This window comes from Pusillimonas minor, from assembly GCF_014237865.1.
In the GTDB taxonomy this organism is placed as follows: domain Bacteria; phylum Pseudomonadota; class Gammaproteobacteria; order Burkholderiales; family Burkholderiaceae_B; genus Neopusillimonas; species Neopusillimonas minor.
Genome location: NZ_JACJUU010000002.1, coordinates 113,079 through 130,946, shown reverse-complemented (window position 1 = coordinate 130,946; position 17,868 = coordinate 113,079). Strand labels below are relative to the sequence as shown.

19 protein-coding genes are annotated in these 17,868 nt (G+C 58.2%); 7 read left to right on the top strand and 12 right to left on the bottom strand.

All coding sequences use genetic code 11. The features are described from left to right. Positions 1 to 12 precede the first annotated feature (12 nt). From GTU67_RS03375 to GTU67_RS03360, 4 genes are read right to left on the bottom strand one after another with little or no spacing between them, the layout of a single operon-like run. A complete protein-coding gene (locus tag GTU67_RS03375; RefSeq protein WP_185778766.1) occupies positions 13 to 1,137 on the bottom strand; it encodes a prohibitin family protein in 1,125 nt (374 codons plus the stop codon). Next, entirely contained in the window at positions 1,134 to 2,849 is a 1,716-nt protein-coding gene (locus GTU67_RS03370) for a cyclic peptide export ABC transporter (protein WP_185778765.1), read from the bottom strand. Before GTU67_RS03370 ends, GTU67_RS03375 begins: the two co-directional genes overlap by 4 nt. Positions 2,850 to 2,879: 30 nt before the next feature. After that, complete coding sequence (locus GTU67_RS03365) at positions 2,880 to 3,044, bottom strand: hypothetical protein (RefSeq protein ID WP_185778764.1); 165 nt, start codon at positions 3,042 to 3,044, stop codon at positions 2,880 to 2,882. Between the two features lie 7 nt (positions 3,045 to 3,051). Next, complete coding sequence (locus GTU67_RS03360) at positions 3,052 to 3,576, bottom strand: YcjF family protein (RefSeq protein ID WP_185778763.1); 525 nt, start codon at positions 3,574 to 3,576, stop codon at positions 3,052 to 3,054. A gap of 271 nt (positions 3,577 to 3,847) precedes the next feature. Between GTU67_RS03360 and GTU67_RS03355 the strand changes: the two genes are divergently transcribed. From GTU67_RS03355 to GTU67_RS03340, 4 genes are read left to right on the top strand one after another with little or no spacing between them, the layout of a single operon-like run. Next, positions 3,848 to 4,858 carry a glycosyltransferase family 2 protein gene (locus tag GTU67_RS03355; RefSeq protein WP_249417533.1) on the top strand — a complete coding sequence of 337 codons (1,011 nt, stop codon included), beginning with the start codon at positions 3,848 to 3,850 and terminating at the stop codon, positions 4,856 to 4,858. Continuing rightward, a complete protein-coding gene (locus GTU67_RS03350; protein ID WP_185778761.1) occupies positions 4,848 to 6,338 on the top strand; it encodes an ArnT family glycosyltransferase in 1,491 nt (496 codons plus the stop codon). Before GTU67_RS03355 ends, GTU67_RS03350 begins: the two co-directional genes overlap by 11 nt. After that, positions 6,335 to 7,042 (top strand): response regulator transcription factor, encoded by a 708-nt coding sequence (locus GTU67_RS03345; protein WP_185778760.1) that lies wholly within the window; start codon positions 6,335 to 6,337, stop codon positions 7,040 to 7,042. Before GTU67_RS03350 ends, GTU67_RS03345 begins: the two co-directional genes overlap by 4 nt. Further along, complete coding sequence (locus GTU67_RS03340; protein ID WP_185778759.1) at positions 7,039 to 8,367, top strand: HAMP domain-containing sensor histidine kinase; 1,329 nt, start codon at positions 7,039 to 7,041, stop codon at positions 8,365 to 8,367. The genes GTU67_RS03345 and GTU67_RS03340 overlap by 4 nt, the downstream gene beginning before the upstream one ends. On the opposite strand, the gene GTU67_RS03335 is transcribed toward GTU67_RS03340, so the two are convergent. Both GTU67_RS03335 and GTU67_RS03330 read right to left on the bottom strand, forming a co-directional pair. Next, positions 8,308 to 8,556 (bottom strand): GlsB/YeaQ/YmgE family stress response membrane protein, encoded by a 249-nt coding sequence (locus tag GTU67_RS03335; RefSeq protein ID WP_185778758.1) that lies wholly within the window; start codon positions 8,554 to 8,556, stop codon positions 8,308 to 8,310. The genes GTU67_RS03340 and GTU67_RS03335 overlap by 60 nt on opposite strands. A gap of 80 nt (positions 8,557 to 8,636) precedes the next feature. Continuing rightward, positions 8,637 to 8,975 (bottom strand): PepSY domain-containing protein, encoded by a 339-nt coding sequence (locus GTU67_RS03330; protein ID WP_185778757.1) that lies wholly within the window; start codon positions 8,973 to 8,975, stop codon positions 8,637 to 8,639. A gap of 178 nt (positions 8,976 to 9,153) precedes the next feature. Between GTU67_RS03330 and GTU67_RS03325 the strand changes: the two genes are divergently transcribed. The 3 genes from GTU67_RS03325 to GTU67_RS03315 are packed head-to-tail and all read left to right on the top strand — an operon-like array spanning position 9,154 to position 11,620. After that, entirely contained in the window at positions 9,154 to 9,540 is a 387-nt protein-coding gene (locus GTU67_RS03325; RefSeq protein WP_185778756.1) for a PepSY domain-containing protein, read from the top strand. Beyond that, positions 9,540 to 10,202 carry a response regulator transcription factor gene (locus tag GTU67_RS03320; RefSeq protein ID WP_185778755.1) on the top strand — a complete coding sequence of 221 codons (663 nt, stop codon included), beginning with the start codon at positions 9,540 to 9,542 and terminating at the stop codon, positions 10,200 to 10,202. The genes GTU67_RS03325 and GTU67_RS03320 overlap by 1 nt, the downstream gene beginning before the upstream one ends. Continuing rightward, the gene (locus GTU67_RS03315; RefSeq protein WP_249417525.1) at positions 10,202 to 11,620 is read left to right on the top strand and encodes an ATP-binding protein; all 1,419 of its coding nucleotides are present in this window, start codon (positions 10,202 to 10,204) and stop codon (positions 11,618 to 11,620) included. The genes GTU67_RS03320 and GTU67_RS03315 overlap by 1 nt, the downstream gene beginning before the upstream one ends. Positions 11,621 to 11,624: 4 nt before the next feature. On the opposite strand, the gene GTU67_RS03310 is transcribed toward GTU67_RS03315, so the two are convergent. The 6 genes from GTU67_RS03310 to GTU67_RS03285 form a co-directional block, all read right to left on the bottom strand. Further along, positions 11,625 to 12,632 (bottom strand): branched-chain amino acid ABC transporter permease, encoded by a 1,008-nt coding sequence (locus GTU67_RS03310; protein ID WP_185778754.1) that lies wholly within the window; start codon positions 12,630 to 12,632, stop codon positions 11,625 to 11,627. 24 nt (positions 12,633 to 12,656) lie between these two features. Continuing rightward, positions 12,657 to 13,535 (bottom strand): branched-chain amino acid ABC transporter permease, encoded by an 879-nt coding sequence (locus tag GTU67_RS03305; RefSeq protein ID WP_185778753.1) that lies wholly within the window; start codon positions 13,533 to 13,535, stop codon positions 12,657 to 12,659. Positions 13,536 to 13,549: 14 nt separating this feature from the next. Further along, positions 13,550 to 14,251 carry an ABC transporter ATP-binding protein gene (locus GTU67_RS03300; protein ID WP_185778752.1) on the bottom strand — a complete coding sequence of 234 codons (702 nt, stop codon included), beginning with the start codon at positions 14,249 to 14,251 and terminating at the stop codon, positions 13,550 to 13,552. Beyond that, positions 14,248 to 14,970, bottom strand: a complete 723-nt coding sequence (locus GTU67_RS03295; protein ID WP_185778751.1) for an ABC transporter ATP-binding protein — start codon at positions 14,968 to 14,970, stop codon at positions 14,248 to 14,250. Before GTU67_RS03295 ends, GTU67_RS03300 begins: the two co-directional genes overlap by 4 nt. A gap of 48 nt (positions 14,971 to 15,018) precedes the next feature. Continuing rightward, positions 15,019 to 16,284 (bottom strand): ABC transporter substrate-binding protein, encoded by a 1,266-nt coding sequence (locus tag GTU67_RS03290; protein ID WP_185778750.1) that lies wholly within the window; start codon positions 16,282 to 16,284, stop codon positions 15,019 to 15,021. A 102-nt stretch (positions 16,285 to 16,386) separates the two neighbouring features. After that, positions 16,387 to 17,850 (bottom strand): aldehyde dehydrogenase family protein, encoded by a 1,464-nt coding sequence (locus GTU67_RS03285; protein ID WP_185778749.1) that lies wholly within the window; start codon positions 17,848 to 17,850, stop codon positions 16,387 to 16,389. Positions 17,851 to 17,868: the final 18 nt, after the last annotated feature.

Genomic DNA, 17,868 nt, shown 5'->3' with positions numbered 1-17,868 from the left:
TGACCTCGGGAGTTATCGTGATCGGGCGACAGGGTTGCGGTGATTGGGGCCGTCGTCTTTGTAACCGCGCATGGCTTCTGGGGTGGGCGGCATGCCTTCGGCAAGGTTCGGGTAAGCCGCCGGATCGCCCTTGGCTGCAGCTGTGTCGGCGGTTTTTTCGGCCCCTGCGGCGGGGGTAAGCTTTTTAGCGGCCTTGGCAGGCGGCGATTCGGACTTGGACGACGTGTCGATCGTTATGGGCGATTGGCCCTTGTCGGTGGCATCGAAAATAACAGGCAGGCCGCTTTCGCTGTTGCCGAAAATCACGATTTTGCTATTGGGAGACTTGGCCAGTTCGAGGCTGGCCTCGATGCCACGCCACTTCAGGTAGCTGTCTGAAATAGCCGGGGCGATGGTCTCCTGGAATTTGCGAATGCCCTCAGCCTCGATTTCTTTGCGTTGCGACTCAAGCACTTCGCGTTGAACAATGAACCGATATTCTTCGACGATCTGGGCCTGCTCGAGTTTGTTTTCGATGGCGCGCTTGATTTGCGCCGGCAGCTCGACATTGCGGATGAGAACATCGGTAAGCTCGACGACGTCTTCATCGTCACGCATGTCGGGGGATTCGCCTGCAATACCGTTTTTGGGTGAGCCCTCGGTGATGAGTTTGTACAGGAGCTCTTGAACTTCGGTGCGCTTGTCGGTGAACAGGGCCTCGGCCGAATAGTTGGCCACGACCCGGCGTGCCGCCCAGCCGACCTTGGGCACCAGCAGCTTGTCGACGTAGTTGGGGCCCATGGTCTGGTTCAGGAGCACCAGGTTGTGCCGGATGATACGCCAGCGAATAGTGAGCGAAATATTGAAATGCAAACCGTCTTTGGACACGACCTGGAAGTCTTGGTCTTTGGTTTGCAGACGCAAGTCGTAAGTGTAGAAGCGGTCCCAGGGTTGAATGATGTGCATGCCTTCGCGTAGCGGCCCAACCGAGCTTTGACCCCCAACGGGGAAACGATGCCAAAGCACACTGGCATGCCCGACCGGTGTGGTCTGGATCACGGCATCCCACAAGATAATGATGAGAAAAACGGCGACCAGAAGTAAAAATATCAAGGTCGATGCCAGGCGGCGCAGAAGGTGTCGGAGCTTTACATTCATGGGGCATCTACCTGGGTCATTTTCCCTTCAGACATGTGGAAGCGCCGGTCGGCGCAATTAAAGTAGTTGTCGTCGTGGGTGATGCAGATAATGGTTTTACCCTGCGCTTTTAATTCGGGCAGAATTTTGGTGTAGAACAGTTTGCGCGTTGCGGGGTCTTGGTCGGCCGCCCATTCGTCGAGCACCAGCACAGGGCGTTGTTCGGCCAGGGCCAGCGCAAGCGCCAGGCGCTTGCGCTGGCCGGTAGACAGTGCATCTGCGTCGATCTGGTCGGCGGGCCAGGGCACCTTGTCGTTAATGGCCAGGCGTTCGAGCCATTGGGCCAGTATGCTGCGCCCGGTGTCGTCGAGCCCGTAGGGCCGGGTGAACACATGGTAGTCGGCGAAGACGCCGGCAAACAGATTGCGATACCACTGAGGCGGGTTTAAGGGGATGTCGGTACCTTGAGAAGCCATTGTGCCGGTGTCGCGCGGATAAAGCCCCGTGAGCACACGCAATACGGTGGTTTTGCCGGAGCCATTGCCGCCGGTGATGAACAGGATTTCCCCAGGTTTGACGTCGAGGCTGATGTTAGTGACCCGGAACCCCGAACCGGCGCCTTCGGGGACGCGGTGCTCGTAGCTGACTTTTTTCAGTGACAAGCCGGTGAACTCGCCCGCGCCAGCGTCGTGGTCGGCTGTGGCAGCCGGGTGGCAACTGTCGATCTGGCTTTCGAAGCGGTTGATGTTGCCCATGGCAAAGCGGGCAATGGCATAGTGCTGGATGCTATTGGCCAAAGAACCCACCGGGCCGATCAGGAACAAGACCGCCATGACAATACGGGAAATGTCTTCGCCGGGGATGTCGGCCAGCAGGGGCAATAAAAAGACGACGCTACCTGCCAACAGGTAGGACACCGAGGTGCCGGTGGTGAGGATCTGAGCCAAAATGTGCGCGCTGGTCGAGCGGCTGGACGCCAGCGCCGCAGAGGTGTCGACCATGTCCTGTTCCAGTCCGGCGCGTCGGGTCGGGTTCAGGCGTAGTTCTTTGCTGCCCTGTACCACGGCGTTTGCGTAGTCGCGAAACCGCTGGCTGTCTTCTTCGGTTTCTTTCAGGGTGCTGTCGAGGTGCTTGTTAAGCGCCAGATACCCCAAAACCGACAGACCGGCGACTACGGCCGTAAGCAACCCAGCGGCCGGCGACAACACCAGCAGGTAGGCATACATGAAGACCAGCATGACCAGGCCTTCGACACCGGCAACCAGAGGCACGACTGCTTGCGAAAGCGATTCGTATGACGCGGAAATGCCATTGATGACCCGGTTGCCGCCCAGGTTTTCGAGATCGCGCAGCGACAAATTAAGGGTTTTGCCCAGAATGCGCTGCCGTTTTGCGTGCAGCGCCTGTTCGATTTGGGCGGCGGTTTTTGCAACCAGCAGGCGTTGCGAGAAGCGGTACACCAACAGCAGAACAATGAAGAAAACGGCAAGTAGTGTGGAGTAGCCTTGCTGCTCGAGCAGTTGTGACTCGGTGTTGAGTAATACCAGAATGCCCGTGCCTGCTGCCGCCGACAAAATGGCGTAGGCCAGCAAGAACCCCCGCGCGCCATTTTGTGTGCCGGCCTTAATGAACGACAGCAAAGAAAAAGGGGCTTGGCTGCCCCTTTGTTTTGAGCGGCCCAGCAGCCCTAGAAGGAATTCCCCGGTGCTTTGGGTATCAGGAGACTTGGCCATTGACGGTGCCGGAAGATGTGAAGGGCAAGGTCATGTTTTGCGCGGTTCGGCGATAAGGTAAGCCAACCCCATGACAACCGGCGTGAGCAGGAGCGAAAGCACGAATGCACCCGCAAAGCCCACGCGGCTGTTGCGCCCGATGAAGCCCACCAATAAAGAGAGCAACACATAGGCCAGGATGGAAAACGGCAGCATGGCGGGGTTACTCGGCGCGGGCTTTTTTGTATTCGGCTTTCAGGCGGCCGGTGGCGGCGCTGGCGCTGAAGTTTTCGAGGGTGCCACCCGAGGCGAAATGCGAGGAAAACACGCGGCCCAGGGCATAGGTGGCTGCCGAGCCAAAGGCCGCAAAACCAATGCTGCCCAGAATGGTGCCTGTGACGGGTACGATTTTGGCCGAAGAGCCCACCAGGCCGCCGCTGATGCCAGCGGCGCCGAGCGTACCCAGCAACGATGCCACAACGGGCTTGAGCGAGCTTTCGTTGGCAGTTGCGCCGTAGCACTGTGCAATGTTTTTGATCATTTTGACCTGAACGGTGGCCAAGGCGGCCAGATCGAGTACCGGGACCGGCACGATGGCGGCCGCTGCAGCCCATTTGACGTAACGTTTGATGACTTGTTCGGCTTGTGTGTTGGCCGCGTCGAGGTCGACACTGGGTGACGACACCTGAAGGGCTTGCGCTTCGTCGGTGCTAGCGGATTCTGTGGCTTCGTTATGAGAGTTGGTCATGGCGGTATCCTGCGATAAGGGTGGAGCGGGTTCCGGCGCCGAAGAATCTCGTCCGGCTCGATATTCAGCCTTAGAAGCATAATGCAATCATCTGATGCAAACAAGCACATTCAGGGGCGTGTGCCTGTATTCGGGGCCTTTCTGGTTGCCACACCCGGGTAATTACCGATTTTGACGTTTTCTTGACTTTTCTTTGACGGTTTATTGTCGCGTCGACGCTTAATGTGGGGGCTCTTCTGATGTTTCAGTGAGTCCTGACATGAATGCTTCAATGCAACTGCGTTTCAAGCCGGCGGCGCAACCGCTTTTGTCGGTTGTGGTGCCTGTATATAACGAACGTGCGGTGTTGCCGTTGCTCCATGCGCGCCTGACGGCGGTCTTGTCGGGGTTGCCGCTTCGGTACGAAATTGTGCTGGTTGACGATGGCAGCCGCGACGGCAGCGATATTGACATGGCGGACCTCGCCGCACGGGTGCTGCATGTACGTGCGGTCCGGCTCAGCCGCAATTTTGGCAAGGAGGCGGCCCTGACTGCGGGTATAGCCCACGCCAAAGGCGATGCGGTTGTCGTGCTGGATGCCGATTTGCAAGACCCGCCCGAGCTTATCCCGCAAATGATCGAGGCCTGGCAAGCGGGCGCAGACGTGGTGGCCATGAGGCGCCGGACGCGTGCCGGCGAAACAGCGACAAAGAAGCTGAGTGCGCATCTGTTCTATCGTTTGCTCAATCGGGTCAGTGCGGTTGATATTCCTGAAGACACCGGCGATTTTCGTCTGATGAGTCGCAAGGCTGTTGATGCCCTGGGCCAGTTACCAGAGCGAAATCGCTACATGAAAGGGTTGTTTGCCTGGATTGGTTTGCCGACGACGGTATTGTTATACGACCGCGCGCCGCGGGCTGCGGGGCACACCAAGTGGGATTACCTCGGCTTGTTGCGACTGGCCTTCGAGGGGATCACGTCGTTCTCGGTGGCCCCGCTGCGCATTGCCATGGTGCTTGGCTTGCTGACGGCCCTGACCGGTGTGTTGTTCGGGGGCTGGATCATTGCCAAAACGCTGGTGTTGGGCGAGGTCGTGCAAGGCTATCCCTCACTGATTGCGATCATGACTTTGCTTGGCGGCGTTCAATTGGTGTCGGTAGGCTTGCTGGGCGAGTACGTGGGTAAAACATACTTCGAAGCCAAGCAGCGCCCGCTTTATCTGGTCAGAGACATCGTCGAGCGTCGTCAGACAAGTCGGTCTGTCGGGGTTCGCATGGTCGAGGAGCGCGGTCATGCGGCCTGATCGTCGCTATATCGTATTGTTGCTGGCGGTGTTGATGCTGCCGCTGATCGGGATGTGCCTGTTACCGCTCGCCGACACCTCCGAGCCACGCTATGCCGAGATTGCCCGCTTAATGGCCGAATCGGGCGACTGGATTACGCCCTGGTTCGAGCCGGGGGTGCCGTTCTGGGGCAAGCCTCCCCTTTCTTTCTGGGCCCAGGCCGCGTCTTTTCGCCTGTTCGGCGTCACAGACTTTGCCGCGCGGTTGCCTTCATGGTGTGCGACCCTGGCAGCGCTGGGCGCTTTGTACGCTTGCGTTCGGCAGGTCTACGACACGTCAACGGCACGACTGTCTGTGCTGATTTACGCTTCTTGCGCGCTGGTGTTTATTGCCTCGGGCGCGGTGCTGACTGACCCCTTTCTGGCCTTGGGCACGGTGCTGTGCATGACGGGTGCCCTGATGGCGTCACACGCTTCCGGGGTGTTCTGGCGGTATGCATTCTTTATTGGGCTTGCGGTGGGCTTGCTGGCCAAAGGGCCGCTGGCCGTCGTTCTGGTGGGCGGCGCCGTTGCGCCTGCATTTTTGCTCGACCGATCTTTCCGCGCCTCGCTCAAAGGTTTGCCATGGGTGACGGGCTTGGCAGTGTTGCTGGTGCTGGTGGTGCCATGGTATGTGCTGGCCGAGATTAAAACGCCCGGGTTCCTGGATTATTTTCTGGTTGGTGAACATGTGCGCCGGTTTCTTGACCCGGGTTGGGCGGGCGACTTGTATGGCACAGCGCATCGCGCACCACGCGGCACCATTTGGGTGTATTGGCTGCAGGCGTCTTTCCCTTGGGGCATTCTGGCCCTGGCCTTGCTGCTGTGGTTATCGGTGTCGGCGCGTGGGCGTGCCTTACTTGTCGCCGGTTGCCATGACCGTCGTACGCTTTATTTTTTGGGCTGGGCCCTATTCACACCGATGTTTTTCACCTTCTCGGGCAATATCCTCTGGACATATCTTTTGCCGGCGCTGGGCGGGTTTAGCGTGTTGCTAGCCCGGGGGTTGGTGTGTTTGCACAGGCAGCGGCCCGTGGCCTGGGTGATGCTTGCCCCCTATGCGGCAGCGGCGGCGCCACTGGCGTTAGCCGTATTTGTAAGCGTCATGGTGATGAATCCCTCCCTGTTAAAAACCGAGAAGTATCTGGTGTCGTATGCGCAACATCATGGCAAGTTGTCAGCGCCTTTGCTTTACGTCGATGACCTGCCGTTTTCGGCGCGCTTTTATTCCCGCAACACCGCGCGGCGCGTATCGCGTGACGTATTGCTGGCCCGACTGGCCACTGGCGAGGGCTTGTGGTTTGCCATCCAGAAAGAAAACGCGGCAACGCTGGGCGATGTGGGGGCAATACCGGTACTCGAGAGCCGGCGGTTCGTCCTCATGTATCATCAAAGCCATGCTGACAACCAGATTGCCTCGGGGCCGCGTTCTGCAGGCCACGCCGAGCCGCTGATCAAATGAACGATACGCCCCTGCGGTTGCTAATTGTCGAAGATAACCGGCCCTTGGCCGAGAATCTGTTCGAGTATTTTGGCCATGATCGGCGTTATGTGCTGGATTTTGCGCCCGACGGTTTAACCGCTTTGCATCTGGTGGCCACGCAGTCGTATGACGTAATTGTGCTTGACGTCATGTTGCCGGGTGTTTCGGGCTTTGATATTTGCCGGCGTCTGCGCGAAGACCTGGGCTGTCAGACGCCTGTTATTTTCATGACTGCCAAAGACCAGTTGCCCGACAAAGAAGCGGGTTTTGGCGCCGGCGCCGACGACTATCTGGTCAAGCCTTTCAATCTTAAAGAGTTGAAGCTGCGGGTCGATGCGTTGGGGCGGCGCCGCTTGCCGTCGCGCACAGGCGTCGTTCATATGCCTGGCATTGGTTTTGACCCGGGGCGTTTAGTGGTTTCGGTAGCGGGGCATCCGGATCTGGCGTTGTCGGGCATCGGGGCGCGTCTTTTCGAAATGTTGATCCGCGCCTACCCTGATTTTGTCTCGTATGACCGTATTGTTGATACCGTCTGGGGGGAACGCGAAGTTGACCGCCACACCGTGCGTACACATGTGTACGCGTTGCGCAAGGCGTTGCAAGACCATACCGGCCAGACCCTGATCAAAACCCTGCATGGCCGGGGCTATCGGTTGCTATCGCCCGAAGAGGTGCAGGCATGAGGTCTATCTCGTACCGGATATACCGTGTGATTGCCGTGGTCGGCCTTATCTCCCTGTTGGCCATGTTTGTGAGCACGACGCTCGTCAACGAAGACCTGGAGGACACCATGCTGCGCGTTGAACTTGCGCAAGAGCGTGAGTTTTTCGTGGCTCAGGGGTTCGATCCGGCAAAGGCCCTGGTTCTGCAGGGGCCGGGCATAACGCGGGTTTATTATCCGGCCGGGCAGGGCGCAACCAACCCCGCCAACGCGCTGCCCGCTGTATTCGCCGGGCTATCGCCTGGCTTCATGGGCGAAGTCTATCGCGACGAGCAAACCTATCTCGTCAGCATTTCGAATGTTTCCGGGGGGACGTTATACCTGGCCCGGGACATCACGCACTTCGAAGAACGCGAATGGTTGTTTCGCATGGCCATTCTTGTCGTGGGTCTGTTGGTAGGGCTGCTGGTTATTGTGCTGTCTGTGGTGGGTGCGCGCCGTGTCGTCCAGCCACTGCGTGAACTGGCCGAGCGAATTCAGCGCTTGCCCGTCGGGCCCGCCATCGACCGGTTGCCCGGCCATTGGCAAGACGCCGAACTGCAAACGATTGCCGGGGCGTTCAACGATTTTGTGACTGAGCTGGAGGCGTATGTCCGGCGCGAGAAGTCATTGCTTTCGCTGGCCAGTCACGAACTCAGAACGCCTATTGCGATTATTACCGGTGCGCTTGATATTCTTGAGCAGCGTGGGGGGCTGAGTGCCGCCGACCAGGCGACACTGGCGCGCATCCGGCGGGCAGCCGACGAGATGCAGTCTAATGTACGTGTGTTGTTGGCTTTGGCACGCAAAAACAAGTCGGCCGACAGCCTCCCGGCGTCTGTATCGCTGGCCACCGAAATTCATGTCGTACTTGAAGGCCTCGCGGCGGACTTCCCGATTGCGTCTCGCGTGTCATTTAATGCTTTTGGCCCCGGGCAAGTCTGTGCCGACCCGGTTGTCGTGCGCATGTTACTGCGCAACCTGATTCAAAACGCATTGCAGCATACGACACGCCGAATTTACATTGCCTTGCATGAAGATGTTGTAGAGGTGCGCGATGAAGGGCCGGGGCTGGATCCCGTGGCGCAAGATATTTTGCAAGGCACACTAGACCTGGCGTCGGATAATGGCCCGGTCAGCGGTTTGGGTTTGTATTTGGTGACCCTGATGGTTGAGCGTTTGGGGTGGCGCCTGGATTTGGCACAAACCACCTCCAGTGGCACAACCATCAGGGTGGGTCCGCGCGACTCAGCCTTTTTTAGTGACCAGGCCGTAAACGAACAGCACAATAATGGCGCCAATAATTGAGCCGATCCAGCCGCCCCCTTCGCCCGCCGAGTAAAAGCCCAGTGCGGCGCCCAAATAGCCGGCGACAATTGACCCGGCAATACCCAGAATGATAGTCATGATAATGCCCAGCTTTTGATCGCCGGGCATGATGGCGCGGGCGATAAGGCCCACAATGAAACCGACCACAATCATGGTGATGATACCCATGTCTATCCTCCGAAAGTTGTAGGTAGACATAGCGTAATGGCGTGCGCCGGATTAGTCCAGCGCCGCCGGAAGCCATGTGGTCAGTCGTCGTTGCGTTTGTCGCGGGTACGCTGATTGATAACGTCGCCGGAGCGGGGGTCGATATACAGTTTGACCTGTCGGCCTTCCTTGTCCAGTGCCTTGGCTTCGTAGCCGCCGCGCTCGCGTTCTATTTCACGAATGTCGGTATAACCGGCGGAAACCAGTTTTTCGTGGACTTGCCCGATGTTCAGCCACTGGGCTTGTGCAGGGCTGGTTGCACTGGTGGCCGCTGCCGGTGTGGCCGGGGCGTTTTGTGCGTGTGCAGGGATGGCGCTGGCCACGAGGGCGGCACTGCTCAGTGCGATAATGAAGGCAGACTGGCGAATGGTTTTTTGCATGATGAGCTCCTGGAAAGGGGGTTGCACCCGAGGTATTTGCAGATGCATGGCTGCATTGTGCGCGCCGGCGTATGAACGTTACATGAAGGGTTTGTTCATGTTCTGTTCATGTTTCGCGCGTTAAAACAACACGGCAGAGGCGGGCGCGTTGCCTGCCCTTTCCCCTCAGCAGGGCGATATGAAACTTCAGAGATTGCATGCCTTGGGCCCATTGAAAGCGGTGCGTCATCGGTGGCGTGCTGTCGTGCTGTCCGGCCTGTTGTGCGGGTTGCTGGCTTTTTCGTTGGTGCCTTCTGTTGGGCGTGCCGACGACGATCAAGATCGCGCCCGGCAAGCGTTGCTTGCGGGCAAAGTGCTGCCATTGCGTGTTGTGCTCGACAAAGTAGAAAGTCAGTATCCCGGCGACCCGGTCGATATCGAGTTTGAAGAGGACGATGGCCTCTACCTGTACGAAATCAAGTTGCTGCAGTCGGCCGGCAACATCATTAAATTAAAAGTTGATGCCCAATCGGGCGAAATTATCCGGGTTAAAGGTCGCAGCATCGAGCGCCGGGAGGCCAACTGATGCGTGCGTTGGTCGTAGAAGACGATCCCGTTTTGTTGGGGCAGTTGCAGCAGGCGCTGGCTGCGGCGGGCTATGTGGTGGACACTGCGGCCGATGGCGCCCAGGCGCATTACCAGGGCGATGTCGAGCGCTACGATGTGGTTGTGCTCGATCTTGGCCTGCCGATCATGGACGGGCTGACGGTGTTGCGTCAGTGGCGGGCTTCCGGGCGTCTGATGCCGGTACTTATCCTTACCGCGCGCGGTAACTGGGACGAAAAAGTCAGCGGTATCGACGCCGGCGCCGACGATTACCTGACCAAGCCGTTTCATATGGAAGAATTGCTGGCGCGCTTGCGCGCGCTGATTCGGCGTAGCGGTAACCACGCCACGGCACGCTGGACATGCGGCGCCATTACGCTCGACACCCGCGCGGCACGTGTCACCGTAAACGGCCAGCCCTTAACCCTGACGGCGCACGAATACAAAGTGCTGACCATCTTGATGCAACACGCCGGCCAGGTGGTTTCCCGCTCATCGCTGGTCGAACACATCTACGCGCAAGACTTCGACCGCGACTCCAACACGATCGATGTCTTTATTGGCAGATTGCGTAAGAAACTGCCCGAAGGCGCGATAGAAACAGTTCGCGGGCTGGGCTATCGTATGCGGGATTCGGCCTGATGCGTCAGATGCTGCGCGGTTTGCGCCATTCTTTGCGTACCCGCTTGCTGGCGGGCACGCTGGTCTGGGTGATGGTTTCGGTGCTGGTGGCGGGGTGGGTGCTGTCCGATCTGTTTCGTCAGCATGCGGCGCGTCAGTTAGCGTCCGAGCTGGCCGTTCACATGAATCAGCTGGTGGCCGGGTTGTCGGTGAACGAGCAGGGCGATGCAGCGCTGACTTTCGAGCCTACCGACCCCCGTTTGCTGCAACCTTTATCGGGCTTGTACTGGCAGGTCGACCGATTGACCTTGGCTCAATCCCCAGCGGCCTCGGCCTTGCCGTCAGACATTGCGGTATTCAACTCCCGTTCACTTTGGGATCAAACCCTGCAGGTGCCGGCGCGTCTGTCCATCGACCCGTCCAGCGGTCTGGCAGCGTTTGATGGCGGCGCGGATATGGGCGACATGCTGGCTCTGGTCCGTGTTGTTGCGCCGCCTGAGGGCGATGCGCGCTATCGGCTTATTGTGGCCGTTGACCAGGCCGTGCTCGACCAACCGCTTCGGCAGTTTCGTATCATGCTGGCCGTATCGTTAGGCGTGCTGGCGTTGGGTCTGGCCATGGCCGCAGTCATGCAGGTCGTGGTGGGCTTGCGCCCGTTGGCCATGTTGCGCGGCCGTCTTCGTGCGGTGCGAGATGGCGCCAAAACGCAAATCGACGGTGACTTCCCCTCTGAAGTGCAGCCGTTGGTCGACAGCTTTAACCAGGTGCTGCAAAACAATCATCAAATTGTGCAGCGCGCACGAACACAGGCCGGCAACCTGGCGCATGCGCTTAAGACGCCTTTGTCGGTGCTGGCCAATGCGTCGGCACACGAGTCTTCCGATTTTGGCCGTCTGGTTGCCGATCAGGTGGGCGTCGCGCGCCGCCATGTCGACCATCATCTTGCACGCGCCCGCGCCGCTGCCGCAGTGCGTACGCCCGGGCTGCGTACCGAAGTCTTGCCGGTGGCGCAGGGGCTGACGCGGGTGTTGTCCAAGCTTTATGCCGAGCGCGGTGTGCAAATCAACCTTGACGGCCTGACGCCGGGCGCCGCGTTTCGTGGCGAATCACAAGATTTGCAAGAGATGTTGGGCAACATTATGGATAACGCCTGCAAGTGGGCCAGTCGCAATATTCGTGTGACAGCGCGGCTTGCTCAGCAGGGCGCCGACACGATGTTGTTGCTGTGCGTTGAAGACGATGGCCCGGGCCTGCCGGAGGCCCGGCGCGAAGCGGCGTTCGAACGCGGCGTTCGCCTGGATGAGCGCGTGCCGGGCAGCGGCCTTGGGTTGTCGATTGTGCGCGATATGGCCACTGCCTATGGCGGTGCTGTTGAAGCCTATGCGTCGAACCTGGGCGGGCTGGGAGTGCGGCTGACGGTACCCGGGGTGGCAGGTTAGGGGTTTATTCGCGCGGTATCAGCCGGCGTTGCACCGGAAACAGTCGAATGTCGTAGCGCTGCTGGATATACCCCCAGAGCCCTTGTTTGAAGACAACGGTGACCGCAATGGCCAATAACCCCAATCCCACCAAGTACCATGTGCCATAGTCGGCAAAATAACGGTTTAGGGCCCAAAAAATGATGGCGCCCAAGATGGGGCCTTCAATCGTGCCCAGGCCACGGATCATGATCATGAAAATTGCAAATGCCGTCCAGTTGACCGAAAACGCTGCATCGGGTGAGATGCGCAGGTTACCCAGGAAATAAAGCGCGCCGGCCAGCCCGGCGCCAAAGGCGGCAACGACATACACCAGAAGCTTGGTCCGTTTGACATCGATACCCTGAGACTCACTGGCTGTTTCTGAGTCGCGGATAGCCAGTAGGGCCAGCCCTTGGCGGCTGCGCAAGAACCAGTACGTTAGCCCTATAGTGGCGACCACAGCAGCAAGGGTCATCCAGAAGGTCACGGATTCTCGTGTTGCACGCGGGATGCCGCGCAGTGCCGTCAGGCTCATGCCCGAGCCGCCGCCAATAGAGGAAATATTGGCAAAGGTTAATCGGAAGACTTCTGCAATAACCCAGGTGCCAATGGCGAAGTATCCGCCTTGCAGACGGAAGGCCAGTTTTGACAGCGGCAGAGCAATGACGGCAGACAGCAGGGCGGCGATGGGCACGGCGACAAAGGGGTTCACGCCTAACGAATTAGCCATGATGATCATCAGGTAACCGCTGAACCCCAGGAAAGCTTGCTGGCCGATTGAAACCATGCCGCCGTAACCGGCCAACAGGTTCCACATGCTGGCAAAAATAAAGTAGCAGGCAATCTGGTTGAATTCACGCAGCCAGCTTGAGCCTGCCCACCACGGCATCGTGGCCGCGCCAATAACCAATACGATGGCAACCACCATACCCACCTGGCTGGCTTTTGTTTTGCGCTCGATGGTGAACAAGGGCATTTGAGTATTTTGCATGGGGAAGAAACTCGTGCTTGATGCTTAGCGTGTTTTAGGAAAAAGCCCTTCTGGGCGAACCAGCAACATAATCAGAAACACAACATGGCCGGCCCAGATCCCCCAACCGGGGTCGATGCGAAAAGCAAGGCTTTGCGTTACCCCCAGAATCAGTGCGCCGGCAAAAGTGCCCCAGAACGACCCCATGCCGCCAATAATCACTGCCTCGAAAGCGAAGATCAGCAAGGCAGGCCCATCGGACGGCGACACGGTCGTTCGCATGCCTTGCAGTACGCCGGCCACCGCGATCAGCACAAATGCTGTAGCGGTTGCCAGTCCGTAAATGTGTCGGTGATCGAGACCCATCAGTTCGGCGGCATCTTTGTCGTCGGAGGTGGCCCGGAAAGCCCGGCCGATAGCAGTACGGTTGAATAGCCATTGCATGAGAAAGGCCATAAGGACGGCGATTAGGAAAATAGTGAGCGGTAAGGCGCCAACGGCCAGGTCGCCGCCCAGGCTCAGGCTTGACGTGTTGAAGCCGCCACTTCCGATAGACCGAGGGTCGGCACTGAAGATTTCGACCAAAGCGTTCTGGATAACGATGGATAAGCCGAAGGTAACGACCAGAGAGGGCAGCGGATCTTTGCCCAGCGTGCCGTTAAGCATGAGACGTTGCATGCCGTAGCCGACGATAAATGCCGCTGGCAACAGGATGGCCATACTGATCAGTGCCGGGCCCGCTTCATGCATGCCGGAAGACGCCAGCAGGGCAAACGCGGCAAAGGCGGCAAGAATAATAAAGTCACCGTGTGCAATATTGGTCAGGCGCATGACGCCAAACATTAAAGACAGCCCCATGGCAAATAATGCATAAAGTCCGCCAAGCATCAGGCCCTGTAAAACCGTAGATATCCAACTGAGCATTAACGGGTACTCCTTCAAATGCCGAAATAGGCTTTAGAGATATCATCCAGACTGAGCGCGCTTGACGCGCCCTGCAACGACACCCTGCCTTCCTGGAAACAGTAAAGTCGGTTCGATACCTGGCGTGCGGTCGAGACATCTTGTTCGACCACGATAATGCTTAATCCGTCTTCCCTGATTTGTTCTAGCGTGTTGTAGATTTCTTTGACGATGATGGGCGCCAGGCCCAACGATATTTCGTCGCAAATCAGCAGGGCGGGGTTGCTCATCAGGGCGCGCCCTATGGCAACCATTTGCTGTTGGCCGCCAGATAATGCCGTACCCGGGTTGTGGCGTCGTTCGCGCAAAATCGGGAACAGCTCGTAGATGGTTTCCAGGGTCCAGCGGCCGGGGCGGCGCGTATAGCCACCCATGAGCAGGTTTTCTTCGACGGTCAGGCTAGGAAAAAGTCGCCGGCCTTCGGGGACCATGGCAACCCCCATAGACACGATTTTCCCCGGCGCAATGCCACCAATGCCCTTGCCCTGAAAGCGTATGGCGTCTGATGGGCCCTTTATCAGCCCGGTGATTGTTTTAAGAAATGTTGATTTGCCGGCGCCATTTGCACCGATGACGGCGACGGTTTCGCCTTGTCGAATTTCGAAATCGATGCCGAACAAGGCCTGGAAGTCGCCGTAGTAGGCATCAAGCGCCTGAGTTTGCAGTAGTACGGTCATGCGTCCAGCCCCATGTAAACACGCTTGACCTCAGGGTCGTTCATCACGTCCGTTGGGGCGCCCTCTGCCAGTCGGGCGCCAAAGTTAAGCACGAAGAGTCGGTCGGCGACGGCCAGCAAGGCATGCACAACATGCTCAATCCAGATCATGGTGACGCCTCGCGCCTTGATCGCTTTGATTTCGTCGACCAGGGCTTTGGCCTCGTGTTCGGTCAGGCCGCCGGCAATTTCGTCGAGCAGCAGCAGCTTGGGGCGTGTGCAGAGCGCGCGCGCCAGTTCGAGCCGCTTGCGGTTAAGTAACGTAAGACTGCCGGCGAGTTGATTGGCTTTGTTCAGCAAGCCGGTCGACTGCAAAACGTCGTGACAAACCACGTAAGCCTCTTCTTCGGGCAGTTGCGCCCCGGCTGTTGCCGCAACCAGGCAGTTTTCAAACACAGTCAGGCCCGAATAGGGTTGCGGCACTTGATAAGAACGGCCCACACCCAGGCGACAACGTTTGTGGGCCGGCAGACCCGAGATATCGGTGCCGCCGAACGTGATGGACCCCTGGTCGGGTTGAATATCGCCCGATATCAGGTTGAATAGTGTGGTTTTGCCGGCGCCGTTGGGGCCAAGGATACCCAGCGTTTCGCCTTGGTTGACGGACAGGCTGATGCCGTCGGTAACCTTAAGGGCGCCGAAGCTTTTATGAACATCGTTCAGAGCAAGAAGCATGGTCATGAGCAGGAGGGCCGCCCGTTTCGAGCGGCCCATGTAGAGTTGAACGTGTTAACCAATGAGTTTCATCTCGCCGTTTACCGGGATTTGCGGGTTGGCCTGGTTATTGACAATGCTGAGTTCGTATTTGTACTTTTTGCCGGGGTTCCATTGCCCGAATACCAGCGGTGTTTTCGAGACATTCTTGAACGGGCCCTGACCGCCCCATTTCACAGGCCCCACAATGGTGTCGAGCTGAGTAGCGGCGACAGCGTCGCGAATGGCGGCCTTTTCGGTAGACTTGGCGCGCGAGAGCGCGTTAATGGCAACCTCGAAAAGAGCATGGGCAAAGCCTATGGGTTGCGTCCATTGACGTTGTGCTTGCGTTTCGTATGCCGCGCACACGGCCTGGGCGTTTTGCCCTGTCAGCGATGAACTGAACGGGTGCCATGGCGACCACCATACTTCGGTCGTCAGTCCTGCGCCCAAGTCGCCCAATGCCTCGATGGCGCCGGGGAAAAGCAAGGCTTTACCCAAGGTAATAACTTTCGGGTTAAAGCCTTGCTGACGGGCTTGCGTCAAGAATGTTTTGGCGTCTGGCGGGATAACGACACCGGTCACAATTTCGACTTGGCCTTGCTTGAACGCGGCGATTTGTGCGGAAAAGTCCTGGTTCATGTTCTGGAAGCGGCCCGGGTCGGTAAGGGTGTAACCCTGCGCTGCAAGTGGCTTGGGAAAGCCCAGCTCGGGGTCGCCCCACGCGTTGCCGTCGCCGTCGTTAGGGAACAGGCCGCCCACTTTTTTGTTGGTCTGCACCGAGTTCCAGCCATTCAGGAAGTTGCCAATAACGTCCTCAAGGCCCCAGAACATGTGGTACGTCCATTCGAAGCCAGTGTCTGGCTTTCCGCCGCGACCAAAGAACCACGGTTGCCAGGGAGCAACGGTTGAAATACACGGAACTTCGTTCAGTTCGCAGGCGTCAGAAACCGGGTTGACCGTTTCAGGTGTCGATGACACCAGCATCAAGTCGATGTCGTCTTGCAGGATAAGGTCGTTCGCTACCTCGCCGGCCCGGTTGGGTGACGACTGGCTGTCTTTGAGCAAGATTTTGATGGGCATTTTTTTGCCCTCAAGGGTGACGCCTTCGTTAAAGCGTTTTTCGAGGCTGGCAATGACCCATTTGTCAGCCTCACCGAAAGCCGCCAGCGGGCCGGTTTGGGGGGAAACATAACCGATACGGATTTCGCGATTGGCAGCAAACGCGGGGAAAACGGTGAGTGCTGTGGCTGCACCCATACCTTGAAGAACACGACGGCGTGACAGATTGAAGCGGTTCATGGGACTCCTCCTTGGTGTTTGCGCCTGTGGCGCTTCTTTTAATGCAACATGAAACTGCGTGTTTTATGGGCTGATGTGGCCTGTGTGCTGCTTGACGGGGGCTTAGCGCGGGTAAAAGGGTTTAAGGTTGGCGTCGACATTGACCCAGACGGATTTGACCTGGGTGTATTCGCGCATTACTTCGAAGCCCATTTCTCGCCCGTAGCCCGATTTGCCAAAGCCGCCAAAGGGTGACCCTGGGTTAACGCGTTTGTAGCAATTGATCCAGACCATGCCCGAACGCATCTTGCCGGCAAACTGATGGGCGCGTTGCAGGTTGTTTGTCCAGAGCCCGCCACCCAGGCCGTATTCGGTCCCGTTGGCAATGGCCAGCGCTTCTTCGTCAGTTTCGAATGTTGTTACCGACACGAAGGGCCCAAACACCTCTTCCTGGCTGACGCGGTCGGTCGGTTTGGCACGAACGATGGTGGGTTCGATATAGCAGCCCGCCGCAAGGCTTGGGTCAGACGGCACCTTGCCGCCCAGCAATACTTCGCCGCCTTGTTCGCGCGCAATATCGACATAAGACAACACGCGGTCGCGATGATGCAACGAGGTTACCGGCCCCATTTCGGTCGACATATCGAGGGGGTTGCCGATTTTGATAGAGGCAGCCAGCGCAATGAATTTTTCGAGGAATTCGTCTGCGATGGATTTATGCAGTACCAGACGAGACCCTGCAATGCAGGCCTGGCCCTGGTTATGAAAGATGGCAAACGCCGCCCCGTTGACGGCAGCCTGCAAATTAGCGTCACCAAAAACAATGTTGGCGCCTTTCCCGCCCAGTTCGAGCTGAACTTTTTTGAGATTGTCGGCCGAGGCGCGCACGATGCGCTTGCCTGTTTCGGTAGACCCGGTAAAGGCAATTTTGGCAATGTCGTTGTGCTCGGCAATATATTGGCCGGCAACTTGCCCCAACCCGGGCAGAATGTTGACCACGCCATCCGGAAAGCCAACTTCAGCCATCAGTTCGGCGATGCGCAGTGTTGATAGCGGCGTCAGTTCGGCGGGCTTCATGACGATGCAGTTACCCGCGGCCAAGGCAGGCGCCATTTTCCAGCTGGTAAACATAAGCGGGAAGTTCCATGGGACGACCTGACCCACAATACCCACCGGTTCGCGCAGCATGTAGTTCAGAAACCCCTCTTCGACCGGGATGACGCTGCCTTCAAATTTGTCGGCCATGCCGCCAAAGTACCGGAAGGTAACGGCGGTTCTGGGCACATCGAGGAATTTCGTGTCGCGCAATGGGTGGCCCGTGTCGATAGACTCAAGGCGGGCAAGTTCGTCGGCATTGGCTTCGATGGCATCTGCCAACTTCAATAACAGGCGGCCGCGGTCCATGGCGGCCATGCGCGACCAGGCGGGCAGTGCGGCTTTCGCCGCCTTAATGGCCAGTTCAATGTCGGCTGGCCCTGCCATTGAAACATCGGCAATGACGCTGTTGTCATGGGGGTTCAAGGTGGCCAGCGTCGCGCCGTCGGCGGCGGGGCAAAAGCGGCCATTGATGAAAAGCTGTGTGTTCATCCTGTCTCCGGGACGTAG